Genomic DNA, 23,613 nt, shown 5'->3' with positions numbered 1-23,613 from the left:
CGAAGCATCGAGCCGGCACCCGGCTGCTGCGCCCATGGTCGAGGACGTCGATCCGGACCTGTCCTGCGGCCCTCTCCCCATGCCGAACGCAGGATGATGAAGCCGGTCCTCTCCTGCGTCGCGCTCACCTGGATGCGCCGCCGGACGGCATCCGGAGCGGTCCGCCCCGCCGCTGTCGACGCGCCGCGCGCTTGATCCACCATATGGCGACGCCGGTGATCGACAGGCCGGCCACCACGACCCCCATGACAGCGATGAGGATGCGCCCCGGCAGGCCGGCGATCCGGCCGCTATGAAGGGGAAACTGAAGCTGAAGGAAGGTGTCGCCCGCCGTTCCCGCGCCGGGAACGACCTGCCCGACGGGCGCGGCGGTGCGGCCGTCCAGATAGAGCCAGGGGCTCGTCATCATCTCCTCGCCGCTGCCGAACCTGACGCCGAACAGGCCGAAGGCCGGCGAATAGAAGACATAGGTCGGCGGCAGGTCCCAGCCGCGTGTGCGCGCTTCCGCCTGGGCCCGCGCGATCACCGCGTCATAGGACAGGCGCCGCGGCAGCGGCTCTGGCAGCAGGGGGCCGGCGAAGGGCGTCGGCGTGAGGGGTGAGAAAAGCTGGACCACGGGCTCGAACACCTGCGTGCGCAGGTTCATGGCGATGGAAGACACGGCCAGCACCATAAGCACCGCGAACAGCCACAGGCCGGCGGCCCGGTGCCAGTCGAGGTTCAGTCGAAAGGCGCTGCCGCCCTTGATGGTGAAGGCGGTGCGCCACTTGCGGAAGAAGGGACGGCCGAGGGGCAATGTCAGCGCCGCGCCGATGAAGCTGTCGAGCAGCCAGAACAGGGCCACGATGCCCATGACCAGCACGCCGAGGGCACCCGGCAGGCTCAGGCTGTGGTGGAAATTGTAGAGGAAGGGGATGAGGTGCGCGCGCGAGAGGCAGCAGGCCCCCCAGACGCGCGCGCCAAGGATCTCCCCGCTCACGGGATCGAGGCTGAACCAGTCCGCCGACGGCTCCCCCTCCCGCGCCATGGCGCGCACTTCCACCGCTCCGCCGGCCATGGGCTCAAGGCTGACGGACCACACCGACAGAAGCGGGTCGCGCGCCTCGACCTTCGCCGCCAGCGCCTCGGGCGACAGCGTGGGGCCTTTCGCCGTGGCGGCGTAGAAAGCGGGATTGAGCAGCCCGTCCAGTTCGCGGTTGAACGCGATCACACTGCCTGTCAGCCCCGCGAGCGTGAGAAACACGGCCGTCGTGAGACCGATGCAGCGATGCATCAGCACCAGGATCGGCCGAACCTTGAAGGTGCGGCCGGCAGGTGAGGACGCGGCGCCCTTCTTCGCAGGCGCGCGCCGGGAGCCGGGCATCACCAGCGATAGGCCAGCGTACCGTAGACGGTGCGGCGCGTGCCGTAGATGACCGAGTTCCAGTAGAAGCCGGGGGTGTAATAGTCGGTGTCGAACAGGTTGGTGGCGGCGATGGAGAGCGAGGCGCCCTTCAGCCGCCGGTCCAGTTCGCCGAGGTCGTATTTCAGCGCCGCATCCACCAGCGTGTAGCCGGGCACTTTCACCTGCGCGCCGGATTCTGTCTCCATCACCGCATAGGAACTGCCCACATAGCGCACGCCGGCGCCCAGGCCGAGGCCGGTCAGCGGGCCGTCGCGGAAGGTGTAATAGCCCCAGAGCGAGGCGGCATTCTGGGGCACGCCCGCCGGCACGGTGCCCACCTTCGAGGCCCCGTATTCGTTGGGATTGTCCTTGGTCACCTCGGCATCGAGATAGGTGTAGGAGGCGACCACGTCCAGGTTGGCCGTGAGCTGCGCCTTGGCCTCAAGCTCCAGGCCGCGCACCCGCACCTCGCCATCCTGGATGGAATAGCCGAAATTGATCGGGTCGTTGGTCAGCACATTCTGCTGCGTGATCTGGAACACCGAGGCGGTGAACAGCCCCCGGAAGCCCGCCGGCTCGAACTTGATACCGGCTTCATACTGTTCGCCCGTGGTCGGCTGGAAGGCATTGCCCTCGAAATCCGTGCCCGCCTGCGGGAGGAAGGAGGTGGAATAGCTGGCATAGGGCATCAGGCCGTTGTCGAACTTGTAGCCGAGCCCCGCCCGCCAGGTGAAGGCGGAGTCGTTGGCGATGGCCTCCTCATCGGTGAAGCCGTAGTCCGCCAGCAGGGTGCGGGAATTGAAATTGTATTCCTCGTTGCGCACCCAGTCCTGCCGCCCGCTCAGCGTGAGCAGCCAGTTGCCCAGCTTCATCTGGTCCTGCGCATAGGCACCCACCTGCAGCACCTTGCTTTGCGTGTCCGACCAGGGCTGGCCGAACGTATACGCAAAGTTGTAATCGGGGGCGAAAATGCTGATGGCGTTGTAATTGGTGGAATTGGTGCGGGTCTCGGTGGAGTTGTAATACCCCCCGTCAATGCCGAAGAGCAGCTCATGGGCGATAGGGCCGGTATCGAAATTCCCGGTCAGCCGGTTGTCGATGAGGACGCTGTCCGCCGTCTTCGGGCGCAACTGGACGCCCACATTGATGTATTGGCCGTCCACCACAGCCAACGTCGCGTCCCAGCCCCAGGCGGAGTTGTAGTCCACCTCCGAATGGGAATAACGGGCATTCTGCTGGAAGCGCCAGCCGCTATCGAATTCGTGCTTGAACTCATAGCCGACGGAGGAGGTCTCTACGTTCCAGTCGGTCAAATCGGGCGCGCCGAGATAGAGGCTGGATGAGATCTTCGGCCCGAGATTGAAGATGGTGTTGGCCATGGGCAGGCTCTGCTCGGAGCCGCCCTTTTCCGTCTTCTGGTAGGAGGCCAGTACGGTGAGGCTGGTCTGCGCATTGGGCTGCCAGGTAACGGCGGGCGCGAAATAGATGCGGTTGTCCGGCGAAAAATCGATCTGCGTGCCGCTGTCGCGGAACAGGCCGGTGAAGCGGTAGAGCCAGGTGCCGTCAGCCGTCGCCGGTCCGCCAATGTCGAACGCGCCCTGCAGGCGGTCGAAGCTGCCGCCGAGCAGTTCGATCTCGCGCATGGGAAGGGCGGTCGGCCGCTTGGTGATGGCATCCACGAAGCCGCCCGGCACGCCCGCGCCATAGAGCGCCGAGGACGGTCCCTTCACCACGTCGATCCGTTCAAGGCCATAGGTCTCGATGTCGGAATCATAGGCGTTGAAGCCGGCGCGCAGGCCGTCGCGATAATAGGCGGCCTGGTTGATGGCGCGGAAGCCGCGCATATAGATGTCCGGCATGCCCTGACCGCCGGGATAGTCCACCACCCGCACGCCGGGGGTGTAGGCGACGGCGGAATTGAAGTCCTGCACGCCGCGTTGCTGCATCTCCGCCTGTGTCACCACGCTCACCGACTGGGGAATGTCGATGAGGGGCGTGTTCGTCTTGGTGCCGGCGCTGGTGGCGAGCGCCACGATCTGCTGGTCGTCGGCGGCGCCGGTGACGTCGATGGTCCCGAGCGCGATGGTGCCATCCGCATCCGCAGCGCCCAGATTGGGGGCGCTGATGGTCACGGTATTGGCCCGCGTGAAGCGATAGAGGAGACCGGTGCCCTGGAGCAGGCGAGCGATGGCCGCGTCCGGCGTATAGGCGCCGCTCAGGCCGGGGCTCCTGCGTCCGGCCACGAGGTCAGAGGGAAACAGCAAGCGCAGCCCCGCCTTGTCGGCGAAGGTGGTGAGCGCGGTGCCGAGATCCTGGGGCGGGATGTTGAACGATATGGCCGCAGGCGGCGTGCCCTGCGCGTAGGCCGGCGCCGGCACGAGGGCGCCCAAGACAAGGGTCATCGCCACCGATGCCAGCCCGTTCATGCGTCCCGCCGCCCGCGCGCGTCCCCCACCCATCTGCAAAGCTCCCCTTCAACGGCGCGCGGCACGCGGCCCTCATGCGCTTCAGAAGCAAGGACGAAACGAGCGCGGGGACCTTGCAGCGCGGAGCGCGAATTTTCTTCGCGAGGCGGGATCAGAGGATGATGTTCAGCAGCGGCAAGCGCAGCACGCGCACCGGAAGGGTCTGCTCGATGGTCTCCAGCACCGATTGCGGATCGTTGAGATCGAACACGCCGGTCACCTCCAGCGCCTTCAGGCTGCTGCCGGCGATCACGATCGGGGTGCGGGTGTGCCGGCGAAGCTCGCTGACCACGTCTTCCAGCGGGCGCCGGGTGAAGATCAGCTTCCCGCGCCGCCAGGCGGTCGCCATGGTGGCATCGATGCTTTGCGGGGGCGTGATGCCGCCAAGGCCGTAACGAACCGTCTGGTCGGCCCGCATGGTCGTGCCGTCCGGCGATCCGCCATCGATGCCCACCGCCACGACGCCTTCCACCACGGTGACCGCAACGCTCTCCGCGCGCATGTCCACGTCGAACACCGTGCCCACGGCCCGTGTCCAGCCATTGGCGGCCGCGACGACGAAGGGGCGGGCGGGGTCGGGCACCACCGTGAACAGCGCCTGTCCGTCCAGCAGCCTGATGCCGCGGCGCGGGCCGGAAAACTCCAGCGCCAAGGCGGTGCTGGAGTTCAGCCAGGCCCGCGAGCCGTCGGGCAGCACCACTTCGCGGGCCTCGCCCACCCCGGTGGAATAGTCGGCGAGCATCCGCCGACGCAGCGGACCGGACGCCGTGGCGGCAAGCCCGAAGGCGGCGATGACGCCGCCGGCCATGAAGGCGCGGCGGGTGATCCGGCCGCGCCCCGTCTTTTCCTCCGCGCGCACACGCACACCGGCGGTCCCGAGGCCGTGCCACAGGGCTTCGGCCTCCTGTGCGGCCGCTTCGTGGGCCGGGCTCAGCGCGCGCCAGGCCAGGAAGCCGTCCCGCTCGGGCGTTCCGGCCACACCGGAATGCAAGCGCACCACCCAGTCGATGGCCTGATCGCTCAGGGCGATGTCTGCTCGGGGTGGGTGGCGCGAAACACGCATCGGTCACCGGCTGCGAGGGTTCAGAGCGCCCGCAGGCTGTCGCGGCAATGGCGCAGGGCCTGGGCCAGATATTTCGCCACCATACTCTGGGACACGCCGAGGCGCGACGCGATCTCCCAATGGCTCAGACCGTCGCACCGGTTGAGCAGCAGCGCCGTACGCGGCTTTGCGGGCAGCGCCATGAGCGCCCGCACCAGCGCGCGCAGCTCGTCGCGGTGCAGGGCATAGGCTTCCGGGGACGGGGTCTGGTCGGCGATCTCGCGCAGCACGCTCTCATCGCTGAGGCACCGGGAGGCGTGGCGCTGCTCCCGCCGCAGGAGGTCAATGGCGATATTGCCGGCGAGGCGGAGCAGGTAGGCGTGCTTGTCCTGTATCGCCGCCGGCTGCTCCGCCATGGTGGCGAGGCGCAGCCAGGTCTCCTGCAGCGCCTCTTCCGCCAGGTCCCGCGATCCGGTGCGGCGGCTGAGATGCCCGCGCAGCGTCCTCCACTGGTGCATGTAGGCCAGCATCAGATCGGAGGACATGGAAGGTGCCAGCGTCATTGAAATCTGATGAGTTCATCTCATTCCGGATCTCTCGATACTTAGGGAAACAGACACCCCACCGCAATCAGTATGATTTAGAGTAATAATAGATGTAAAAACCTTGGCCACGCCGGGGACTCCAAGGCAGGAGTGCCTGGCTCTGCCTTCCGATGCCGGTCGCGATCCGCCCCAATGGAACCGCAAGACGGTTCCATTGGGGCGATGAATCGCCCGCTCACTTATTGAACAGAGGCGGATACACCGCGCATTGGATCGCCATGCGATTCAATGCGCTCGGATCGGGCTCTCGCGCGCGCCAACCCCTGTTCCGCCTTCCGCCTGAGTGAACATGGCCGTGCCAGACAGAGCCACGGCGCCGATCAACTCACGTGTATAGGGGTCTTTGGGAGCGCCGAAGATCTCGCCGGCGGGTCCCATCTCCACGATCCTGCCGTGACGCATCACGGCAATGCGGTCGCAGATGTTGGAGGCCACCCTCAAATCGTGGGTGACGAAGATCATGGCGAAGCCCAATCTGTCCTGAAGCGCCCGAAACAGCTCCAGCACCTGGGCTTGGACGGACACGTCGAGAGCCGAGACGGCCTCGTCCGCGACGATCACCGACGGCTCCATGGCAAGCGCGCGGGCGATGCAGATCCGCTGCCTCTGGCCGCCGGAAAACTCGTGCGGGAAACGGTCGAGGGCGCTCCGCGACAGGCCCACCAGTTCCATGAGTTCGCCAGCCCGCGCCACGGCCTGAGATTTTGCCACCCCATGCTGGACCGGTCCCTCGATGAGGGACTGCCCGATCCGCCGACGCGGATTGAGGGACTTGTAGGGGTCCTGGAACACCATCTGGATGTTGCGCCGGAAATGCCTCAATGCGGCACCGGCCAGCGCCAGGACATCCTCGCCCTTGAACAGAACGGCACCGCTCTCGGCAGGCTCGAAGCGCAGGATCGCCTTGGACAGGCTGGTCTTGCCCGACCCGGATTCCCCCACCACGCCCAGGGTCTCGCCCGGTGCCAGCGCGAACGACACGCGGTCCAGCGCGCGCGTGATGCGTGGCGGACGGAACAGGCCGGAGGTGCGGTAGGTCAGGCTGAGATCCCGCACCGCCAGAACCGGCTGCGCGCTGGTGTCCCGCTCGGGGCGGCATTTCAGCCGCGGCACCGCGTCGATCAAGGTGCGTGTATAGGGATGCTGCGGATTGACCAGGACCTGCGCCGGAACGCCCTCTTCCACCACCTCGCCTTGCCGCATCACGATCACATAGTCGGCCACCGCCGACACCACATCGAAGTCGTGGGTGATCATGAGCACGCCGCTCTCATGCTTGGTGAGCAACTCCCGCAGCAGGCGCAGAATTTGAGCCTGGGTGGTCACGTCGAGGGCGGTGGTGGGCTCGTCGGCGATGATCAGCCCCGGCTCCAAGGCCAGCGCCATGGCAATCATCACCCGCTGGCGCTGCCCCCCGGACAGTTGGTGGGGAAACGCGCGGCGCAGCATCGTCGGCTCGGGCAAATGCACGTCGGCCAGCAAGGCGAGCACCCGCGCTTCGATCTCGGACGAGGGCGTGCCGGGCCGGTGAAGGCGGATCACCTCCGCAATCTGCTCGCCCACGCGCATGACCGGATTGAGGGCCGTGAGCGGCTCCTGGAAGATCATCGCCATGCGGTTGCCGCGCAGGGAGCACATGCGCTCGGGCGTGGCCTTGACGATGTCCTCGCCTTCGAGCCGTATGGTGCCGCTGGTGATGCGGAGCGCCCGCTCTGGCAGGAGGCGCATGACCGCAGAGGCGGTGACCGACTTGCCCGAGCCGGATTCCCCCACGATGCAGACAATCTGCCGCTTGCGCACATGGAGCGAGAGGTCGTGGACCGCGAACCTGCGATCGAGCCCCGCCGGGAGGGCGACGGAGAGCTTCTCGATGCTCAGGATGGGGGCGTCCGTGCTCATGAGGCAGCTCCGGTCGAGCGGGAGAGACGCGGGTCCAGGCGATCGCGCAGGCCGTCGCCCAGCAGGTTCACCGCCATGACGGTCGCCGCGAGGAAGAAGCCCGGCGCGAGAATGGTCCAGGGGGCGCGCTGGAAAACCGCCCGGCCCTCGGCCAGAACATTGCCCCAGCTGGGCATGTCCGGCGGAAAGCCGACGCCCAGGAAGCCCAGCACCGCCTCGGACAGCATGGCCGCCGCGAACATGTAGGTGGTCTGCACGATGAGCGGGGCAATGCAGCTCGGCAGGATATGCCGCAGCAGCACCAGCGGTCCGGGAATGCCCAGGCCTTCCGCCGCCCGCACATAGGATTCCTCGCGCACGCCGAGCACCACCGAACGCACCAGGCGCGTCACGCGCGGGATCTCGGAGAAGGTGATGGCGGCGACGATGGAGAACAGGCTCGGTCCCACCAGAGAGACCAGCGCCACGGCGAACAGCAGGCTGGGAATGGCCATCATGCCGTCCATGACGCGCATCACCACCGCGTCGAGCGCACGCACGTATCCGGAAACGAGCCCCACCAGGGTCCCCAGCACCGCCCCGGCCAAGGCGCACAGAAGCCCAACCAGGAGAGACAGCCGCCCGCCATGGACCACCAGGGCGAACACGTCTCGCCCCAGCGCGTCGGTGCCGAACCAGAAGGTGGAATCCGGCGGGCGAAAGCGCAGGCGCGGACGGATCAGGAAGGGATCAGGCCCCGCAATGAGCGGCGCCAGGAGCGCGGAGAGGATCACCAGCACCAGGATGGTCCCGCCCACCAGGAGGGCGGGACTGGCCGTGAGGGATGCCCATCGGGGCGGTCGAAAGAGGGAGCGCATGCTCCTCGGAGTGGCCGACATAAGGGGGCCTCAATAGCGGATGCGGGGATCGACGATCACATAGGCGATGTCGATCAGGAGGTTCACGCCGATGAAGATGGAGGCGAAGAACAGCATCAGCCCCTGCACCACCGGATAGTCGCGGGCGAGGATGGCGTCGATCGTCAGTCGGCCGACGCCGGGAATGTTGAACACGCTTTCCGTCACCACGACGCCGGAGATGAGAAGGGCGAGGCCGAGGCCGATGACCGTGATGATGGGCACCGCCGCATTGGGCAAAGCGTGCCGCCACAGGACGCGCGCCCCGTCATTGCCCTTGGCCTTTGCGGTGCGCACGAAGTCTTCCCCGAGCACTTCAAGGACACTGGATCGCGTCACGCGGGCGATCAGCGCCATGAAGACCAGCGCCAGCGTGATGGACGGCAAGGCCAGATGCCGGGCCGCTGCCAGGGGATCCTGGAACGGGCTCACATAGCCCTGCACCGGGAAGATGTCGGTTTTCACCGCGAGCAGCAGGATGAGCACATAACCGATGACGAAGGCCGGCACCGAGAAGCCGATGACGGAGAGGGCCATCACCGCGCGATCGATCCAGCTGTTGTGCTTCCACGCCGCGATGGCACCGAGCGGAACGGCCAGGAGCACGGTGATGAAGATGGCGCTCAGCGCCAGCACCAGGGTGGGCTCCAGGCGATCGCGGATCAATTCGAGCACGGGCACCCGTGAGAGCACCGACGTCCCGAAATTGCCCTGCGCCATCTCGCTGAGCCACGTCAGGTACTGAACCGGAAGGGACCGGTCCAGCCCAAGGTCCGCCCGGATGTTGGCCAGGGCCTCCGGGGTGGCGTTCTCGCCGGCGAGCACCTGGGCGGGGTCGCCGGGACTGAGGCGCAGGAGCAGGAAGACGATGGTGGCGACCACAAGCAGGACGGGCAGGACCGTGGCGACGCGCAAGGCGATCAGGCGCGCCATCATGCCTTGTCCACCCCCCACATGACCATGACCGGCGACGGCACGTAGCCACTCACGTTGGAGCGGAACCCTTCGTAATCGTAGTAGGTGCCGAGCGGAATGTAGAAGACCAGGTCGTAGGCCCGCTTCTGGATTTCAGCTGCGATGGCCTTCTGGCGGGCGGGATCGGTGGCCCGTTCATACTGGCTCTTGAGTTCGACCGTCTCCGGGTCATCCACGAAGCCGGTATAGCCCGCCTTGCCCCGCGCATCGAAATTGGGGTTGCCGAGCGGCGAGAGCAGGTCCAGCCGGTCGAACACCGCATGCGCGATGTTCCAGCCCCCTTCCGAGACCGGAACCGGCTTGGCACGGCGGGCGAGAAAGGCACTCCATTCCATGGTCTGGATCTCGCTGGCCATGCCGATCTGCTGCAGCAATTGCTGGGTCAGCGGCGCCAGGGGCGCGAAGGAGGCGATGTCGCCGGGGGTGATGATGACCACCTTCTCGCCCTTGTAGCCCGCCTCCTTCAGGAGCGCGCGAGCCTTGGCGATGTCGGGCTTGCCCGTGTCGCGGAAGCCGGCATCGGTCTCCAGCGGCGTGCCGCAGCCGAACAAGGCCGGGCACAGCTGGTAGGACTTGGGGTCGCCGATGGAGGCGTCCATATAGTCCTGCTGGGTCACCACCGCCTGCACCGCCTGGCGCGCCTTCACATTGTCGAAGGGCGGCTGGGCCCAGTTGAAGCGGATGGTGGAGGCCATGGGGCCGAACCGGCGACGCATGACCACGTCGCGATTGCCCTCGAGCAGCGAACGCTGGTCGGCGTTGAGATTTTCCAGAAGGTCGATCTCGCCCTTGGCCAGCGCATTGATGGCGGTCTGCTTGCTGGGAAACCAGATGGCCTCCACCCGCTCCACCTTCACCACCTTGCCCCCGGCCAACCCATCGGGCGGCTCGGCGCGCGGCACGTAGCCGGAAAAGCGCTCATAGGCCCAGCTGACGCCGGGGCGGAAATCGGAGGCGATGAAGCGGAAGGGGCCTGAGCCGATCACCTCTTCCAGCGGCTTGTCCGGCGGCAGCTCGGCAATCCGGCGCGGCATCACGAAGAGCGGGATGGAGCTTGGCCGGGCGAGCGCTTCAAGGGTGGGCCCGAACGGGGTCTTCAGCGTCATGCGGAAGGTCTTGTCGTCCACCGCCTGGAGTTCGGCCATGGCGGCGGCGAGGCGCAGGCCCACCACGTCCTTCTTGGCCCAGCGGGTGATGGAGGCCACGCAATCCTGCGCCGTCACCGGCTGGTTGTCGTGGAACAGCAGGCCGTCGCGCAGGGTAAAGGTATAAGTGAGCTGGTCCGCGCTCACCTGCCAGTCCTTCACCATCTGCGGCTGCGGCCGATAGGCGGCGTCGACGGAGAAGAGGGTGTCGTAGACCATATAGCCGTGATTGCGCGTGATGTAGGCGCTGGTCGTCACAGGATCCAGCACGCGCAGGGCGGCATGAGGCGCAATGCGAAGGGTCTTGCGCCCCTGCGCCCAAGAGGTGCGGGTGGTCGCTAGCAATGTAGCAGCGGACCACATCAAGGCTTCGCGTCGGTTGATCTGCATCGTGCTTCCCCTGTGCTGGCCGCTGGCCTTTTTGTTGTCAGTAAACCCGCCCCCGGCGCGGATCGGGCCAGAAGGACGTCCCCGCCCGTGCACTGCCGCCTCCGAGCCCCATGGGCACGCCATCGGCCCGCCAGCAGGCGGCGCCGGTCATCTTCCCGTCCTCGGCGAAGGTGATGGCGCACATGCCGCCCGCCACATGATCGACGTTGGCCACCTTGTGGCCCATGCCTGCGAGGGCCTCGCGGATGACGGCGGGCACGTGCGTCTCGATCTCCGCCTCCTGGCCCCAGGTGAAGACGCGGGGGGCTTCCACCGCCGACTGCACGTCCATGCCGTGGTCGATCAGGTTGAGCACCCCCTGCATGGCGGAGGCCGGAATGCGGTGGGCGCCGGGCAGGCCGAGCGCGAACACCGGCCGGCCGGCCTTCTTGCCGATCAAGGCGGTGATGCCGCTGGTGATGCGCTTGCCCGGCTCCAGGGACAAGGCGTTCCCCGGATGCGGATCGAACAGGTACATGTAGTTGTTCGGGATGATGCCGGTGCCGGGAATGATGATGCGGGCACCGAACAGGCTGTTGATGGTCTGGGTGGACGTGACGATGTTGCCGTCCCCGTCCGCCACCGTCACATGGGTCGTGTTCGCGGATTCGTTGGAGCGGATGCGGGCCTCGAACGTGCCGGCCTTCGTCAGGTCGATCTCGGCGCGACGGGCATCGCCATAGGCCTTGGAGATCAGCTTCTCCACCGGAACGTCCACGAAGGCAGGGTCGGCGGTCACCGCGCGCCGGTCGGCCGCGGCGATCTTCAGCGCCTCCAGGACGAGGTGCAGGGTGTCCTTCGTGCCGAAGCCCATCGCCCCGATGTCATAGGCTTCCAGGATGTTGAGAATCTGAAGCGTGTGCACCCCGCCCGCGCAGGGGGGCGGCGGACCGACAATCTCATATCCGCGATAGGTGCCGCGGACGGGCTCGCGCGCCACCGTGCGGTAGGTGGCCAGATCCTCCAGCCGCACGAAGGACCCGACGCTTTCCAGGTAATCGGCGATGTGGCGGCCGAGGGCACCGCCATAGAGCACGCCGGGCCCCTCCTGCGCGATCAGCCGCAAGGTCCGGGCATAGTCCGCCTGAACCAGCAGGTCGCCAGCGCCGAGGGGACGGCCCTCGGGCAGGAAGACAGAGGCGATGGCGGGATCGAGGGCGAGATCGGGTGCGATCTCAGAGATGCAGGTGGCCAGATAGGCGGAGAGCCGGAAGCCTCGCTCCGCATGGCGGATGGCCGGCTCCATGAGATCGGCGAGCGGCAGGCGGCCGAATTCGGCCGCCGCCTCGCACCACGCCTTCAGCGTCCCCGGAACCGCCACCGCCTTCGGCCCCACCCGGTTGGCGCGGCCCCGGGTCTCCATATAGTCCGGCCAGGTGTCGGAGATGGGGGTGAAGCTGTCCGGCCGGGCGGCAGCGGGCGCGGTGGACAGGCCGTCGAGCACCACTTCCCGGCCATCGGCCAGGCGGATGAGCGCGACGCCTCCGCCGAAAATGCCGACCATCATCGGCTCGACCACGGTGAGGGTGAACAAGGCCGCGATCGCAGCGTCCACCGCGTTTCCGCCCGCGGCCATCACCTCCATCGCGGCCGCCGAGGCCAAGGGGTGGTTGGTCACCGCCATGCCGCGGCTTGCGGTGACGGCTGTCTTCTCACACACGAAGGGTGTGCCTGCGCGGCTGCGCCAATCCATTCTGAGCCCGCCTGATCCCGCCATCGTCGCGCGGCCTAGCCTTCGCGGTTCGACGGCAACCTCTGGTGTGGCGCGCTTTGGGGATCCGATCCGCAGAACCGGTCACGCTGCGCGCTTGTTGATGGGGGGATTATCGGCGCAGTTTCAGCCATCAGTCCAATATGCGGTTTTCGCATTCTTGATAATTACGAGTTCTTAGAACCAAGCGTCCGCAGCGGCGGCTCGGCGCCGGTGAAGGCGGAGCGGCGGGCATGCGCCGCGAAGGCCCGCGCCACCGGCGAGGGCTCATTCCGACGAAAGGCCACGGAGAGTTCCGCCAGGACCTTGGCGTCGGCAATGGGGCGATAGCGCAGGCCCGGCACCTGGATGCACCGCACCGATTGCGGCACCAGCGCCACGCCGAGCCCCACCGCCACCATGCTGGCGATGGTGACGAAATCGCGCCCTTGGGGACCGAGGCGCGGAAAGAAGCCCGCCATGCGGCAGGCGGAGGTGGTGTGCTTGAGGAAGCTCACCTCGGGCGGATGGTGCGGCGTGATGAAGATGTCCTCGTTGAGGGTCCCAAGCGGCACCTGCTCACGCACGCTCTGCGGATGGGTCTCCGGCAGCGCCAGGATGATGTCCTCGAACAGGATCGGGATGGTGCCGATTCCCAGCGGCAGAGGCACCGGCGGGCGGATGAAGCCGATGTCCAGGCGGCCCTGATCGAGCTGGTCCAGTTGCTGCTGCATCTCCATTTCGGAGATCTGCAGCTCCACCTCCGGATAGGCGGCGCGGAACTGTCCGACCATGGTCGTCAAGACGCCCGTATAGGCCGCAGACCCCACATAGCCGATGGCGATCCGCCCGATCTCGCCGCGCCCGGCCCGCCGCGCCACCAGGAGCGCGCTCTCCGCCAACGCCAGCGTCTTGCGGGCTTCCTGGAGAAACAGCTCGCCTGCCAGCGTCAGGCGCACGGACCTGCGGGTGCGATCGAACAAGGCCGTGCCGACAATCTCCTCCAGCTTCTTGATCTGCTGGCTGAGGCCGGGCTGGGCGATGCGCAGCCGCTCGGCCGCGCGTCCATAATTGAGCTCCTCTGCAGTTGCGAGGAAGTAGCGCAGATGGCGCAGCTCGACCTGTTCCGCGCCGTCACGGCTGCCCGCTGACATCTGGCTTGATAATCCCGGCTTCTTAAAACCCCGATATCTGCATATTGGACTGATCCGACCCCAGGAGACAATATCCCGCCACAGCCTTCTCGACCGCCGCGGCACGCTGGCCGCGACCTTGCCGAGTCATCGATGCACCGTGATCTCTCCCGCCTCTCCGGCGCCTCCCATGCCTCTCATTGGGGCAGCTTCTTCGCGCAATGGGATGGAGCCCGGCTGACGGTGACGCCGCATCCCGACGACCCCGCCCCCTCCCCCCTCCTCGGCAACTTCACCGACGCGCTGCGCCACCGGGCGCGCATCCTGCGCCCCATGGTGCGCCGGGGCTGGCTCGACCACGGGCCTGGACCACGCCACCGGGATTTCCAGGACGACCTGGTGCCGGTCTCGTGGGACGAGGCCCTGGACCTGGCGGCGGCGGAGCTCGCCCGCGTGCGCGACACGTTCGGCCCGCAGGCCATTTATGGCGGGTCCTACGGCTGGTCCAGCGCCGGCCGCTTCCACCACGCCCAGAGCCAGATCCACCGCTTCCACAATCTGACATGCGGCGGCTATGTGCGCTCGGTCAACAGCTATAGCGCGGGCGCCTCGGCCGTCATCCTGCCCCATGTGATGGGGCCGTTCGAGCCGCTGTCCCGGCACAATGTCACCTGGGAGCAGATCTGCGCCCACACCGACATGGTGCTCGCCTTCGGCGGCATGCCGCTCAAGAATGCCATGATCGCGGCCGGAGGCATCACCCGCCACGTGGAAGCGGACGCCATGGCGCGGGCGGCGGCGCGGGGAACGGAATTCTGGTCGGTCAGCCCGCTGCGGGACGACATGCCCGAGGCGGCCGAGGCCCGCTGGCTGCCGATCCGCCCCGGCACCGACGTGGCCATGATGCTGGGCCTTGCCCATACGCTGCTAGACGAGGGACTGTGTGACAGCGCCTTCCTGGAGCGCTATTGCGTCGGCTTTGATCGCTTTGCAGCGTATCTCCTGGGCGGCAGGGAGGGACCGGCGCGCAGCGCGGACTGGGCGGCGGAGATCACCGGCATCGGTGCGGACGCCATCCGCATGCTGGCCCGCCGGCTGGTGGAGGGGCGCAGCCTGATCACCATCGCCCACTCCCTCCAGCGCGCCCAGTTTGGCGAACAGCCGGTGTGGATGGCGGTCGCATTGGCCGCCATGGTCGGGCAGATCGGCCTGCCGGGCGGCGGCTTCAACTATGCGCTTGGCGCCATGGGACATACGGGACGCCGCGTGAATGCCGTGCCGCCCCCCACCTTGCCTCAGGGCCGGAACGGCGTTTCCGCCTTCATTCCGGTGGCGCGCATCGCCGACATGCTGCTCGATCCGGGCGGGACCTTCGCCTTCAATGGCGGCACCCACACCTATCCCCATGTGCGCCTGATCCATTGGGCCGGCGGCAATCCCTTCCATCATCACCAGGACCTGAACCGCCTGCGCCGCGCCTTCTGTGCGGCCGACACCATCCTCGTCCAGGAAAGCGCCTGGACGCCCATGGCGCGCTTTGCGGACATCGTGCTGCCGGCCACCATGACGCTGGAGCGGGAGGACATCGCAGCGGCGGCGACCGATCCGCGCCTCATCGCCATGCGCCAGCTGGCGCCGCCGGTGGGCGAAGCGCGCGATGACTATGCCATCTTCAGCGCTTTGGCCGCCCGCCTCGGGGCGGAGGAGGCTTTCACCGAAGGCCGCAGCGCGCGCCAGTGGCTGGCTCATCTCTTTGAGCAGACCCGTCAGGCCCTCGCCGACAAGGGGCATCCCGCCCCCGATTTCGAGGCTTTCTGGGAGGCGGGCGAGATCCCCCTGCCCTCGGCGCCCGACGATGGCGGCCCCTTGCGCGCCTTTCGCGCCGACCCGGATGCGAGCCCCCTGCCGACGCCCAGCGGACGCATCGAAATCTACTCGCAGGTCATTGCCGGCTTTGGCTATGCGGACTGTCCCGGCCACCCCACCTGGCTGCCCTCCACCGAGCCGCCCACGGCCGCCGCGCCGCTGACCCTTGTGGCCAACCAGCCGGCGACGCGGCTGCACAGCCAGCTGGACTTCGCCGCCTACAGCCAATCGGCCAAGCGGGAGGGGCGCGAGGTGGTGCGCATCCACCCTCACGATGCCGCCGAGCGCGGGATCGCGGATGGCGACCTTGTGCGGCTTTTCAACACGCGCGGCGCCTGTCTCGCCAGCGCGCAGCTGAGCGCCGACCTCATGCCCGGCGTGCTCCATCTGCCCACAGGCGCCTGGTACGACCCGCAGGATGGGGCGGCGGACGGGGCGCTGTGCGTTCACGGCAACCCCAATGTGCTGACCCGTGACGTGGGAACCTCGCAGCTGGCGCAGGCCTGTTGCGGCCAGATCACCCTGGTGGAGATCGCGCGCCACGAGGCCCCGGCGCGGCCCGTGCAAGCGCACGAACCTCCTCTGCTTGCGGAGGCCGGGCGATGAGCACCGCCAAGGCGCCCGCCCCTCGTCCCCTGGACGGGCTGCGCATCCTCGACCTGACCAGCGTGGTGATGGGGCCTTATGCCTCGTCCATTCTGGCCGACATGGGCGCCGACGTGATCAAGGTGGAAAGCCCCGAGGGCGACATCCTGCGGCAAGTGGGGCCAAGCCGGAGCGGCGCGGCGGGGGGCATGTTCCTCCACGCCAATCGGGGCAAGCGCGGCATCGTCCTCGACCTGAAATCGAAGGAGGGGCGCGCCGCTGCGCTCAAGCTCGTCGAAACGGTGGACGTGTTTTTCTACAATCTGCGCCCGAGCGCAATGGAACGCCTCGGCCTCACCTATGAGGCCGTGGCGGAGCGAAATCCTGCCATCATCTATGTCGGTGCGTTCGGCTTCGGCCGGGACGGCCGCTATGCGGACCAGCCGGCCTATGACGACCTCATCCAGGGGCTGGCGGCGATCCCCGCCTTGCTGGCGCAGGCGGGCGACGGGACCCCGCGCTATGTGCCCGTGAACATCGCCGACCGCATTGTCGGGCTCCACGCGGCGATCGCGATCCTGGGCGCCGTGCATTTCCGCTCCCGCACCGGGCTCGGCCAGAGCATTGACGTGCCCATGTTCGAAACCATGGCCAGCATGGTCCTCGCCGACCATATGGCCGGCCTGAGCTATGACCCGCCCCTTGATGCGGGCGGATATCGCCGCCTGCTCACGCCCGAGCGGCGCCCTTACCGCACCGCCGACGGCCACCTTTGCGTGGTCATCTATACCGACCAGCACTGGCAGCGCTTCCTGAAGATTGCGGGGCGCGACGACCTGGTGGGCGATCCCCGCTTTGCCACCCATGCCACGCGCCTCTTCCACATCGAAGAGATCACGCGGGAGGTGGCCGCCATCCTGGCCACACGCGAAACGGCGGCTTGGCAGGAGGTGCTCGGCAAGGCCGACATCCCCAATGCGGTCATGCACACCATCGAGACCCTCGTGGAGGATGGCCACCTTCAGGATGTGGGCTTCTTCACGCCCTCCATGCACCCGTCCGAGGGACGGGTCACGGAGATGACGCCCGCATCGCGCTGGAGCATCTCTCAACCCCAGGCCTCACGGCCAGCGCCCGCTTTGGGCGAGCACAATGCCGAGGTCGCAGCGGAAATGGAGCAGGCAAAACCCTGAGATGGAATGGCGCCCGGCTTTCGACGGCCAAGCGGGCCCTTCTGGACATGCCGGGCGCCGCCATCGAGCTCCACCCATACACGCTGCAGGCGTTCAGCCTGATCCTGCACGAACCGGCCACCAACGCAGTCAAGTCCGGCCCCCTGTCCCAGCTCGGCGGCCGGGTGTCGCTTCGGTCGAGCCTGGACGAAAAGGGCTGCCTTCGCATGGGCTGGATAGAAGGCGGCGGCCCGGCGGTGCCGCGGCTAGAGCATGCGCTTATCAGCCCGCGGTGCAGGCTGATCTGATCACGCATTCTCTCTCAATGAGTTAGAGGGCGAACGGCTACGGCGCTCGGCTGTTGCCTTGACGGTCAAGGGAAACCGCGGGACGTCACCGGCGTGGCGGGACCTGCTGCTCCCCAAGGTCTCGCGGGGCTGCCCGACCTCTGCGGAGACAAGACTGGCCAGCCCTTCGGGGCCAATTGAACGCGCGCATGGTCATCGGCTTCGCCGCCCCCGTTCAGGGTGCTGAACCCGCCGTAATGAGAGGAGCCCAATCAAACCCGCTCGAACCTCTGGCGAAACGGCCCCGCACACGGCGGGGCCGTTCCCTGGCCTTTCAGGCAGCCGCCTATTCCGCGGCTTCCGGCAGGGCCGCCGGCTTCACCCAGCGCAGCACCGGGGAACGGGCGGCGCGGGTTTCGTCCAGGCGGCGGCGCGGGGCGTAATGGGGGGCGCCGAGGAAGCGCTCCTTGTCCCCCGCCTTGGCGGCGAAGGCGAGATCGCGCAGGGCCCCGATGAACAGGTCCAAGGTGGCCTTGGACTCGCTCTCGGTGGGCTCGATCAGCATGGCCCCGTGCACCACCAGCGGGAAATAGACCGTCATGGGGTGGTAGCCCTCGTCGATGAGGGCCTTGGCCACGTCCAGCGTGGACAGCCCCGTGCCGGCAAGCCAGGCATCGTCGAACAGGGCCTCATGCATGGCCGGCCGCTCGCCGAAGGGCACGCTCATCACATCCTTCAGGCTGGCGCGGATGTAATTGGCGGAGAGCACCGCATCCTCGGACGCCTGCCGCATGCCGTCGGCCCCGTGGGAGAACATCCAGGCCAGCGCGCGCACAAACATGCCCATCTGGCCGTGGAACGCGCTCATGCGGCCGAGCGCCTGCTCGGCGCCCGCATCGCCTTCCGCCTCCACGAGGCGCAGACCATTCCCGTCCGCCACCAGCGCCGGCACCGGCGCGAAGGGGGCGAGGGCGGGCGACAGCACCACAGGCCCCGCCCCCGGCCCGCCACCGCCATGGGGCGTCGAGAAGGTCTTGTGCAGGTTGATGTGCATGGCGTCGACGCCGAGATCGCCGATGCGCACCTTGCCGAGGATGGCGTTGAAGTTCGCCCCATCCGCATAGAAATAGGCACCCGCTTCGTGCACGGCGGCGGCAATCTCCACCACGTCGGCCTCGAACAGGCCGCAGGTGTTGGGATTGGTGAGCATGAGCGCCGCCACTTGCGGGGTGAGGGCCGCCTTCACGCTCTCCGGGTCCACCGTGCCGTCCGGACGGGCGGGGATGGACTTCACCTCATAGCCGATGAGGGCGGCGGTGGCCGGATTGGTGCCGTGGGCGCTCTCGGGCACCAGCACGATATGGCGGTCCTGGCCATTGGCCGCATGGGCGGCCTTGATGGCCATCATGCCGCACAATTCGCCATGCGCACCCGCCTTCGGGGTGAAGGCGAGGCCGCTCATGCCGGTGAGCGCCAGCAGCCAGCGGCTGAGTTCCGAGATGACGCCCAGCGCCCCCTGCACCGTGGACTGGGGCTGGAGGGGGTGCACATCGGCAAAGCCGGGCAGGCGCGCCATGCGCTCGTTCAGGCGCGGATTGTGCTTCATGGTGCACGATCCCAGCGGGAACAGGCCGCTGTCGATGCCGTAATTCATGCGCGACAGGCGCACATAATGGCGCATGGCCTCCGGCTCGGAGAGGCCGGGCAGGCCGAGGGGGGCGGTGCGCTCCAGCCCGCCGAGGCGGGGCGTGAAGGCGGCGGGCTCGTCGAGATCGACGCCGGTCACCTCGGCGCGGCCGACCTCGAACAGGAGGCCCTCTTCCAGATCCAGCGCCCGGTTGCCGGTGAAGGTCGTGGGGCCAGCGGCGGGGCTCGCGGCTTGGGTGATCTGTGCGGGCGTGGTGGCGCCGCGTCCTTCGCGATTCATGAGCGCACCTCGAACAGTCGGGCGGCAGCCGCCATGGGCGCCGCAATCCCCTCTCCCGCGAAGCGGGGGAGGGTGAGGGAGGGGGACACGCGGGAGAGGGAGCGCGTCGGGCAAATGGAGATGGCGGCGCTCATGCCAGCACCTCGTTCAGCGCGGCCGCATAGGCGGCGCGGTCCTCGTCCGTGGTCACCTCGGTGGCGGCCACCAGGATCAGATCATCGAGCCCCGCTTTGGGCGCGAGGCGGGAATAGGGCACGCCGCCGAGGATGCCCTTTGCTGCCAGCTTTTCCACCACCTCGGCCGCATTGCCGGCGACGCGGATGGTGAATTCATTGAAGAAGGAGGCGTTCACCACAGCCACCTTGTCGAGCGCGGCGAGCTTGTCGGCCAGATCGCAGGCGGCGGCATGGTTGATGCGGGCGAGCCGCGTCAGGCCCGCCTCGCCCAAGAGCGAGAGATGGATGGTAAAGGCCAGCGCGCACAGGCCGGAATTGGTGCAGATGTTGGAGGTGGCCTTCTCGCGGCGGATGTGCTGCTCGCGGGTGGAAAGCGTCAGCACGACGCCGCGCCGGCCTTCCGCATCCACGGTCTCGCCGGCGAGGCGACCGGGCATCTGGCGCACGAACTTGGCGCGGGTGGCGAACAGACCCACATAGGGCCCGCCGAAATTCAAGGCATTGCCGATGGACTGGCCCTCGCCCACCACGATGTCCGCGCCCTGGGCGCCCGGAGGCTCCACCAGGCCCAGCGACACCGCCTCGGTGAACACCGCCACCAGGAGCGCGCCGGCCGCATGGGCCTTCTCGGCGATGGGTTTCAAATCCACCAGATTGCCGAACACGTCGGGGCTCTGCACGACCACGCAGGAGACGGTCTGGTCAATGGCCGAGAGGATGTCCTCGCCACCGGCCGGAACGGGGGCCAGGCTCTCCACCGGCAGGTCCGCATAGCGGCTCACCGTGGCGATGGTCTCGCGATAGTGGGGATGGAGGTTGCCCGCCAGAACCGCCTTGCCACGCTTGGTGAGGCGATGGGCCATGAGCACCGCCTCGGCGGCGGCGGTGGAGCCGTCATACATGGAGGCGTTGGCCACCTCCATGCCGGTCAGTTCCGCCACCTGGGTCTGGAACTCGAACAGATATTGCAGCGTGCCCTGCGCGATCTCGGGCTGGTAGGGCGTGTAGGAGGTCAAAAACTCCGAGCGCTGGATCAGGTGATCCACCGTCGCCGGCACATGATGGCGATAGGCGCCCGCGCCCACGAAGAAGGGCACGGAGCCCGCCGGCACGTTGCGGGCGGCGAGGCGCGAGAGCGCGCGCTCCACCTCCATCTCGCCCCGGCGCAGCGGCAGGTCAGGCAGCGCGGTCTGGCGCTTGTCGGCGGGGATGTCGGCGAACAATTCGTCCACGGCGGAGACGCCGATGCGCGCCAGCATGTCGGCGCGATCCTCTGGCGTCAGGGGCAAGTATCTCATGGATGGCTTCCTGGCACCCGCCTCAGGCGGGCGGCAACACGGGGGAAATGACGATGTCCGCGCGCAGGGAATGCCCCACATAGCATTCCTCATGGGCGCGGTGATGAAGGGCGGCGATGTCCTCGGCCGAGGGGAGCTTCTCGCCGGAGAAGCGGGCATCGGGGTTCAGCGTGATGCGCGCCACATAGAGCTTGCCGGAGGCGTTCGGGCCCATCTCGCCCACGGCGGCGTCGGAATAGCTGTCCACCACGAAGCCGCCCTTGCGGGCGAAATCCAGGAAGAACAGCATGTGGCAGCTGGCCAGCGCCCCCACCAGCGCCTCTTCCGGATCGATGGCGTCCTCCCGCGAGAGCGGGGGGCGCACCACCAAAGGCGAGGAGGAACCGGGGAAGGACAGTCCGTCAAAGGCCCACACATGGCCCCGGCTGTAGCGGCCGTCGGAGAAGACAGCCTCGCCCCGGCTCCAGGAGATGGTGGCGTGATAGGCATGGGCCATGGGGAACCCCTTGGGTTTGGCGGGACCGCGAGACCGGCGGTCAGGCGATGGTTTCGAGGAAGGCCTTGTAGTCCGCCTCGGTCATGAGGCCGTCGAACTCAGCGGGGTCGGCGAGCTTCAGCTTCACGAACCAGCCCTTGCCTTCCGCGTCCTCATTGACGGTGGCCGGGGCGGCTTCCAGGTCGCCATTGACCTCCACCACCTCGCCGGAGAGCGGCGCATAGACTTCGCTGGCCGCCTTCACGCTCTCGACCACGGCGGCTTCCTTGCCCTGTTCCACGGCCTTGCCGATCTCGGGCAGTTCCACATAGACCACGTCGCCCAGCTGGCTCTGGGCATAATCGGTGATGCCGATCACGGCCACATCGCCCTCCAGGCGGACATATTCGTGATCCTTGGTGTAGCGGGTCTCGGTCATCGGTCAGTTCCCCCGGGAAACGGTTGCGCGGGCATAGCGGTTCGGCACGAACGGCAGTGTGACGACGGTGGCGGGCAAAGCTTTGCCGCGCACCAGGATTTCAAGGGCGGTGCCGGGCGCGGCGAGCGCGGGCGGCACATAGCCCATGGCGATGGGTGCATTGAGCGTGGGGGCAAAGCCGCCCGAGGTGATCTTGCCGACCACTGCGCCGTCCTTGGCGATCTCGGCGCCCTCGCGGGCGGGGGCGCGGCCTTCGAGCTTGAGGCCCACGCGCACCCGCGCAGGTCCCTCCTTCAACTCGCGCTGAATGCGCTCTGCGCCGGGAAAGCCGCCCTCCTCCCGCCGCCGCTTCTGCATGGACCAGACGAGCGCGCCTTCCACCGGGGAGGTGGTGGGGTCGATGTCGTGGCCGTAAAGGCAGAGCCCGGCTTCCAGGCGCAGGGAATCGCGGGCGCCGAGGCCGATGGGCTTGACCTCCGGCTCGGCGAGCAGCGCGTCCCACACCTTCACCGCCTCGGCGGCGGGGATGGAGATTTCATAGCCGTCTTCGCCCGTATAGCCGGAGCGGGAGATGTGGGCATAGGCGCCGGCCACCGTGGTGGGGCTGGCGCTCATGAAGGTCAGGGCCGCCGCCTCCGGGCTGAGGCGGGCGAGCACCTGCGCCGCTTTCGGTCCCTGGAGCGCCAGGAGCGCGCGGTCCTCCTGGGGGTGGAGGACGACGCCTTCCGGCAGATGCGCGGCGATATGGGCATAATCGGCACCCTTGGTGGCGGCGTTCACCACCAGGATGAGCTTGCCGTCCATCTCGGGATCCAGGGGGCGGGTGACCATCAGGTCGTCGAGGATGCCGCCATCCTCTCCCAGAAGCTGGGAATAGCGCTGCTGGCCGTGCTTCAGATGGACGAAATCCGCCGGGCACAGGGCTTCCAGCGCCCGGGCGGTGGTCTCGTGGTCCGGCCCCACCAGGAGGGCCTGGCCCATATGGGAGACATCGAACAGGCCGGCTTCCGCGCGCGTCCAGGCATGCTCGGCCAGGATGCCCTGCGGATATTGCACCGGCATCTCATAGCCGGCGAACGGCACGAGGCGGGCGCCGAGGGCGGCATGGGCCGCGTGAAGGGGGGTATAGAGAAGGGGGGCGTCGTCGGCAGCCTGGGCCATTCCGGGATCCTGGGGGTCGCGCCAAAACAAACGGGCCTTTCGGCCCGCGCGGCGCCCCCTCTGTCACCGGAACCTGAGAGATTTCACCGCGCCCGGTGGAACGGGCACGGATTACTCCTTCGGTGAGACGCAGGTGTGACCCCCGTCTGCTTTCCAGAGGCTCGTCCCCCTGCGGCCCTTTTGCCTGAGCGGTTCCGGGGCGGTTGCGCCTTCGGCGCCGGCGCTGGATCCGCATCTGTGCGGAAACGGCCGGTCTCTCCCGCAGGGATCGTCCGATTGCCGACAGAATCCTCCGCCGACGGTGCGCAGCATAGAGCAACGCCGCGCCGCGTCAACGCGGCGCACAAAACGAAGGCGCCGCCCGAGGGGGCGGCGCCTTGCTTGCGTTCTGGAAAGGCCGGCTCACTGTCCCGGTGCGGGAGCGAAGGTGCCGGGGGGCGGACCGAAGGTGGCGCCGCCCGAACTGTTCGAGAAGCCGCCCGTGCTTGAGGACGAGCTGGTGCTCGGCGGCGGGGCGAAGCCGCCGCTGGTGGAGCTGGAGGCGGCCGGCGCCGGCGCCGCCGC

General features: G+C 67.9%; 19 protein-coding genes and 2 riboswitches. Of the genes, 3 read left to right on the top strand and 16 right to left on the bottom strand.

The features are described from left to right. Window positions 1–124: 124 nt before the first annotated feature. The 10 genes from PV781_RS17690 to PV781_RS17645 all read right to left on the bottom strand — a co-directional run bounded on the left by PV781_RS17690 (window position 125) and on the right by PV781_RS17645 (window position 13,684). Window positions 125–1,363, bottom strand: a complete 1,239-nt coding sequence (locus PV781_RS17690; protein ID WP_274776964.1) for a PepSY-associated TM helix domain-containing protein — start codon at window positions 1,361–1,363, stop codon at window positions 125–127. Then, window positions 1,363–3,843: a TonB-dependent siderophore receptor gene (locus tag PV781_RS17685; RefSeq protein WP_274776963.1), complete on the bottom strand. Its 2,481-nt coding sequence runs from the start codon at window positions 3,841–3,843 to the stop codon at window positions 1,363–1,365. The genes PV781_RS17690 and PV781_RS17685 overlap by 1 nt, the downstream gene beginning before the upstream one ends. Before the next feature lie 118 nt (window positions 3,844–3,961). Then, window positions 3,962–4,912 (bottom strand): FecR family protein, encoded by a 951-nt coding sequence (locus PV781_RS17680; RefSeq protein WP_274776962.1) that lies wholly within the window; start codon window positions 4,910–4,912, stop codon window positions 3,962–3,964. 20 nt (window positions 4,913–4,932) lie between these two features. Then, window positions 4,933–5,454 carry an RNA polymerase sigma factor gene (locus PV781_RS17675; RefSeq protein ID WP_274776961.1) on the bottom strand — a complete coding sequence of 174 codons (522 nt, stop codon included), beginning with the start codon at window positions 5,452–5,454 and terminating at the stop codon, window positions 4,933–4,935. Window positions 5,455–5,721: 267 nt separating this feature from the next. Next, window positions 5,722–7,395, bottom strand: a complete 1,674-nt coding sequence (locus PV781_RS17670; RefSeq protein ID WP_274776960.1) for an ABC transporter ATP-binding protein — start codon at window positions 7,393–7,395, stop codon at window positions 5,722–5,724. Continuing rightward, window positions 7,392–8,252 carry an ABC transporter permease gene (locus tag PV781_RS17665; RefSeq protein WP_274776959.1) on the bottom strand — a complete coding sequence of 287 codons (861 nt, stop codon included), beginning with the start codon at window positions 8,250–8,252 and terminating at the stop codon, window positions 7,392–7,394. The genes PV781_RS17670 and PV781_RS17665 overlap by 4 nt, the downstream gene beginning before the upstream one ends. A gap of 30 nt (window positions 8,253–8,282) precedes the next feature. Next, on the bottom strand, window positions 8,283–9,224 hold the full coding sequence (locus tag PV781_RS17660; protein ID WP_425532423.1) for an ABC transporter permease: 942 nt from the start codon (window positions 9,222–9,224) through the stop codon (window positions 8,283–8,285). Beyond that, window positions 9,224–10,801: an ABC transporter substrate-binding protein gene (locus PV781_RS17655; protein WP_274776957.1), complete on the bottom strand. Its 1,578-nt coding sequence runs from the start codon at window positions 10,799–10,801 to the stop codon at window positions 9,224–9,226. Before PV781_RS17655 ends, PV781_RS17660 begins: the two co-directional genes overlap by 1 nt. Window positions 10,802–10,838: 37 nt before the next feature. Next, on the bottom strand, window positions 10,839–12,533 hold the full coding sequence (gene ggt, locus PV781_RS17650) for a gamma-glutamyltransferase (RefSeq protein WP_274776956.1): 1,695 nt from the start codon (window positions 12,531–12,533) through the stop codon (window positions 10,839–10,841). Between the two features lie 185 nt (window positions 12,534–12,718). Further along, window positions 12,719–13,684: a LysR substrate-binding domain-containing protein gene (locus tag PV781_RS17645; protein ID WP_274776955.1), complete on the bottom strand. Its 966-nt coding sequence runs from the start codon at window positions 13,682–13,684 to the stop codon at window positions 12,719–12,721. Window positions 13,685–13,816: 132 nt separating this feature from the next. Between PV781_RS17645 and PV781_RS17640 the strand changes: the two genes are divergently transcribed. From PV781_RS17640 to PV781_RS17630, 3 genes are read left to right on the top strand one after another with little or no spacing between them, the layout of a single operon-like run. Continuing rightward, window positions 13,817–16,135: a molybdopterin-dependent oxidoreductase gene (locus PV781_RS17640; RefSeq protein WP_274776954.1), complete on the top strand. Its 2,319-nt coding sequence runs from the start codon at window positions 13,817–13,819 to the stop codon at window positions 16,133–16,135. After that, window positions 16,132–17,307 carry a CaiB/BaiF CoA transferase family protein gene (locus PV781_RS17635; protein WP_274776953.1) on the top strand — a complete coding sequence of 392 codons (1,176 nt, stop codon included), beginning with the start codon at window positions 16,132–16,134 and terminating at the stop codon, window positions 17,305–17,307. Before PV781_RS17640 ends, PV781_RS17635 begins: the two co-directional genes overlap by 4 nt. 47 nt (window positions 17,308–17,354) lie before the next feature. Next, window positions 17,355–17,594, top strand: coding sequence for a hypothetical protein (locus PV781_RS17630; protein WP_274776952.1), 240 nt, complete (start codon window positions 17,355–17,357; stop codon window positions 17,592–17,594). A gap of 325 nt (window positions 17,595–17,919) precedes the next feature. On the opposite strand, the gene gcvPB is transcribed toward PV781_RS17630, so the two are convergent. Genes gcvPB through gcvT form a run of 6 tightly spaced genes read right to left on the bottom strand, consistent with a single transcriptional unit; the run spans window position 17,920 to window position 23,049 of the window. Further along, the gene (gcvPB, locus tag PV781_RS17625; RefSeq protein ID WP_274776951.1) at window positions 17,920–19,500 is read right to left on the bottom strand and encodes an aminomethyl-transferring glycine dehydrogenase subunit GcvPB; all 1,581 of its coding nucleotides are present in this window, start codon (window positions 19,498–19,500) and stop codon (window positions 17,920–17,922) included. Continuing rightward, on the bottom strand, window positions 19,497–19,634 hold the full coding sequence (locus tag PV781_RS17620) for a hypothetical protein (RefSeq protein WP_274776950.1): 138 nt from the start codon (window positions 19,632–19,634) through the stop codon (window positions 19,497–19,499). The genes gcvPB and PV781_RS17620 overlap by 4 nt, the downstream gene beginning before the upstream one ends. Further along, entirely contained in the window at window positions 19,631–20,974 is a 1,344-nt protein-coding gene (gcvPA, locus tag PV781_RS17615; RefSeq protein WP_274776949.1) for an aminomethyl-transferring glycine dehydrogenase subunit GcvPA, read from the bottom strand. Before gcvPA ends, PV781_RS17620 begins: the two co-directional genes overlap by 4 nt. Window positions 20,975–20,996: 22 nt before the next feature. Further along, window positions 20,997–21,470, bottom strand: a complete 474-nt coding sequence (locus PV781_RS17610) for an OsmC family protein (RefSeq protein WP_274776948.1) — start codon at window positions 21,468–21,470, stop codon at window positions 20,997–20,999. Window positions 21,471–21,510: 40 nt separating this feature from the next. Then, complete coding sequence (gcvH, locus tag PV781_RS17605; protein ID WP_274776947.1) at window positions 21,511–21,888, bottom strand: glycine cleavage system protein GcvH; 378 nt, start codon at window positions 21,886–21,888, stop codon at window positions 21,511–21,513. Window positions 21,889–21,891: 3 nt separating this feature from the next. Further along, window positions 21,892–23,049, bottom strand: a complete 1,158-nt coding sequence (gene gcvT, locus PV781_RS17600) for a glycine cleavage system aminomethyltransferase GcvT (RefSeq protein WP_274776946.1) — start codon at window positions 23,047–23,049, stop codon at window positions 21,892–21,894. Window positions 23,050–23,106: 57 nt separating this feature from the next. Then, window positions 23,107–23,209: riboswitch (glycine riboswitch) on the bottom strand. Between the two features lie 2 nt (window positions 23,210–23,211). Continuing rightward, window positions 23,212–23,321, bottom strand: a riboswitch (glycine riboswitch). Window positions 23,322–23,613: the final 292 nt, after the last annotated feature.

Source organism: Aquabacter sediminis (genome assembly GCF_028863665.1).
Classification (GTDB): domain Bacteria; phylum Pseudomonadota; class Alphaproteobacteria; order Rhizobiales; family Xanthobacteraceae; genus L1I39.
This window is presented reverse-complemented; position numbering and strand designations above follow the sequence as displayed.

Coding starts and splice junctions, on each gene's coding strand:
- PV781_RS17690 (WP_274776964.1), bottom strand. CDS start 1,363: ATGCCCGGCTCCCGGCGCGCGCCTGCGAAGAAGGGCGCCGCGTCCTCA.
- PV781_RS17685 (WP_274776963.1), bottom strand. CDS start 3,843: ATGGGTGGGGGACGCGCGCGGGCGGCGGGACGCATGAACGGGCTGGCA.
- PV781_RS17680 (WP_274776962.1), bottom strand. CDS start 4,912: ATGCGTGTTTCGCGCCACCCACCCCGAGCAGACATCGCCCTGAGCGAT.
- PV781_RS17675 (WP_274776961.1), bottom strand. CDS start 5,454: ATGACGCTGGCACCTTCCATGTCCTCCGATCTGATGCTGGCCTACATG.
- PV781_RS17670 (WP_274776960.1), bottom strand. CDS start 7,395: ATGAGCACGGACGCCCCCATCCTGAGCATCGAGAAGCTCTCCGTCGCC.
- PV781_RS17665 (WP_274776959.1), bottom strand. CDS start 8,252: ATGCGCTCCCTCTTTCGACCGCCCCGATGGGCATCCCTCACGGCCAGT.
- PV781_RS17660 (WP_425532423.1), bottom strand. CDS start 9,224: ATGGCGCGCCTGATCGCCTTGCGCGTCGCCACGGTCCTGCCCGTCCTG.
- PV781_RS17655 (WP_274776957.1), bottom strand. CDS start 10,801: ATGCAGATCAACCGACGCGAAGCCTTGATGTGGTCCGCTGCTACATTG.
- ggt (WP_274776956.1), bottom strand. CDS start 12,533: ATGGATTGGCGCAGCCGCGCAGGCACACCCTTCGTGTGTGAGAAGACA.
- PV781_RS17645 (WP_274776955.1), bottom strand. CDS start 13,684: ATGTCAGCGGGCAGCCGTGACGGCGCGGAACAGGTCGAGCTGCGCCAT.
- PV781_RS17640 (WP_274776954.1), top strand. CDS start 13,817: ATGCACCGTGATCTCTCCCGCCTCTCCGGCGCCTCCCATGCCTCTCAT.
- PV781_RS17635 (WP_274776953.1), top strand. CDS start 16,132: ATGAGCACCGCCAAGGCGCCCGCCCCTCGTCCCCTGGACGGGCTGCGC.
- PV781_RS17630 (WP_274776952.1), top strand. CDS start 17,355: ATGCCGGGCGCCGCCATCGAGCTCCACCCATACACGCTGCAGGCGTTC.
- gcvPB (WP_274776951.1), bottom strand. CDS start 19,500: ATGAATCGCGAAGGACGCGGCGCCACCACGCCCGCACAGATCACCCAA.
- PV781_RS17620 (WP_274776950.1), bottom strand. CDS start 19,634: ATGAGCGCCGCCATCTCCATTTGCCCGACGCGCTCCCTCTCCCGCGTG.
- gcvPA (WP_274776949.1), bottom strand. CDS start 20,974: ATGAGATACTTGCCCCTGACGCCAGAGGATCGCGCCGACATGCTGGCG.
- PV781_RS17610 (WP_274776948.1), bottom strand. CDS start 21,470: ATGGCCCATGCCTATCACGCCACCATCTCCTGGAGCCGGGGCGAGGCT.
- gcvH (WP_274776947.1), bottom strand. CDS start 21,888: ATGACCGAGACCCGCTACACCAAGGATCACGAATATGTCCGCCTGGAG.
- gcvT (WP_274776946.1), bottom strand. CDS start 23,049: ATGGCCCAGGCTGCCGACGACGCCCCCCTTCTCTATACCCCCCTTCAC.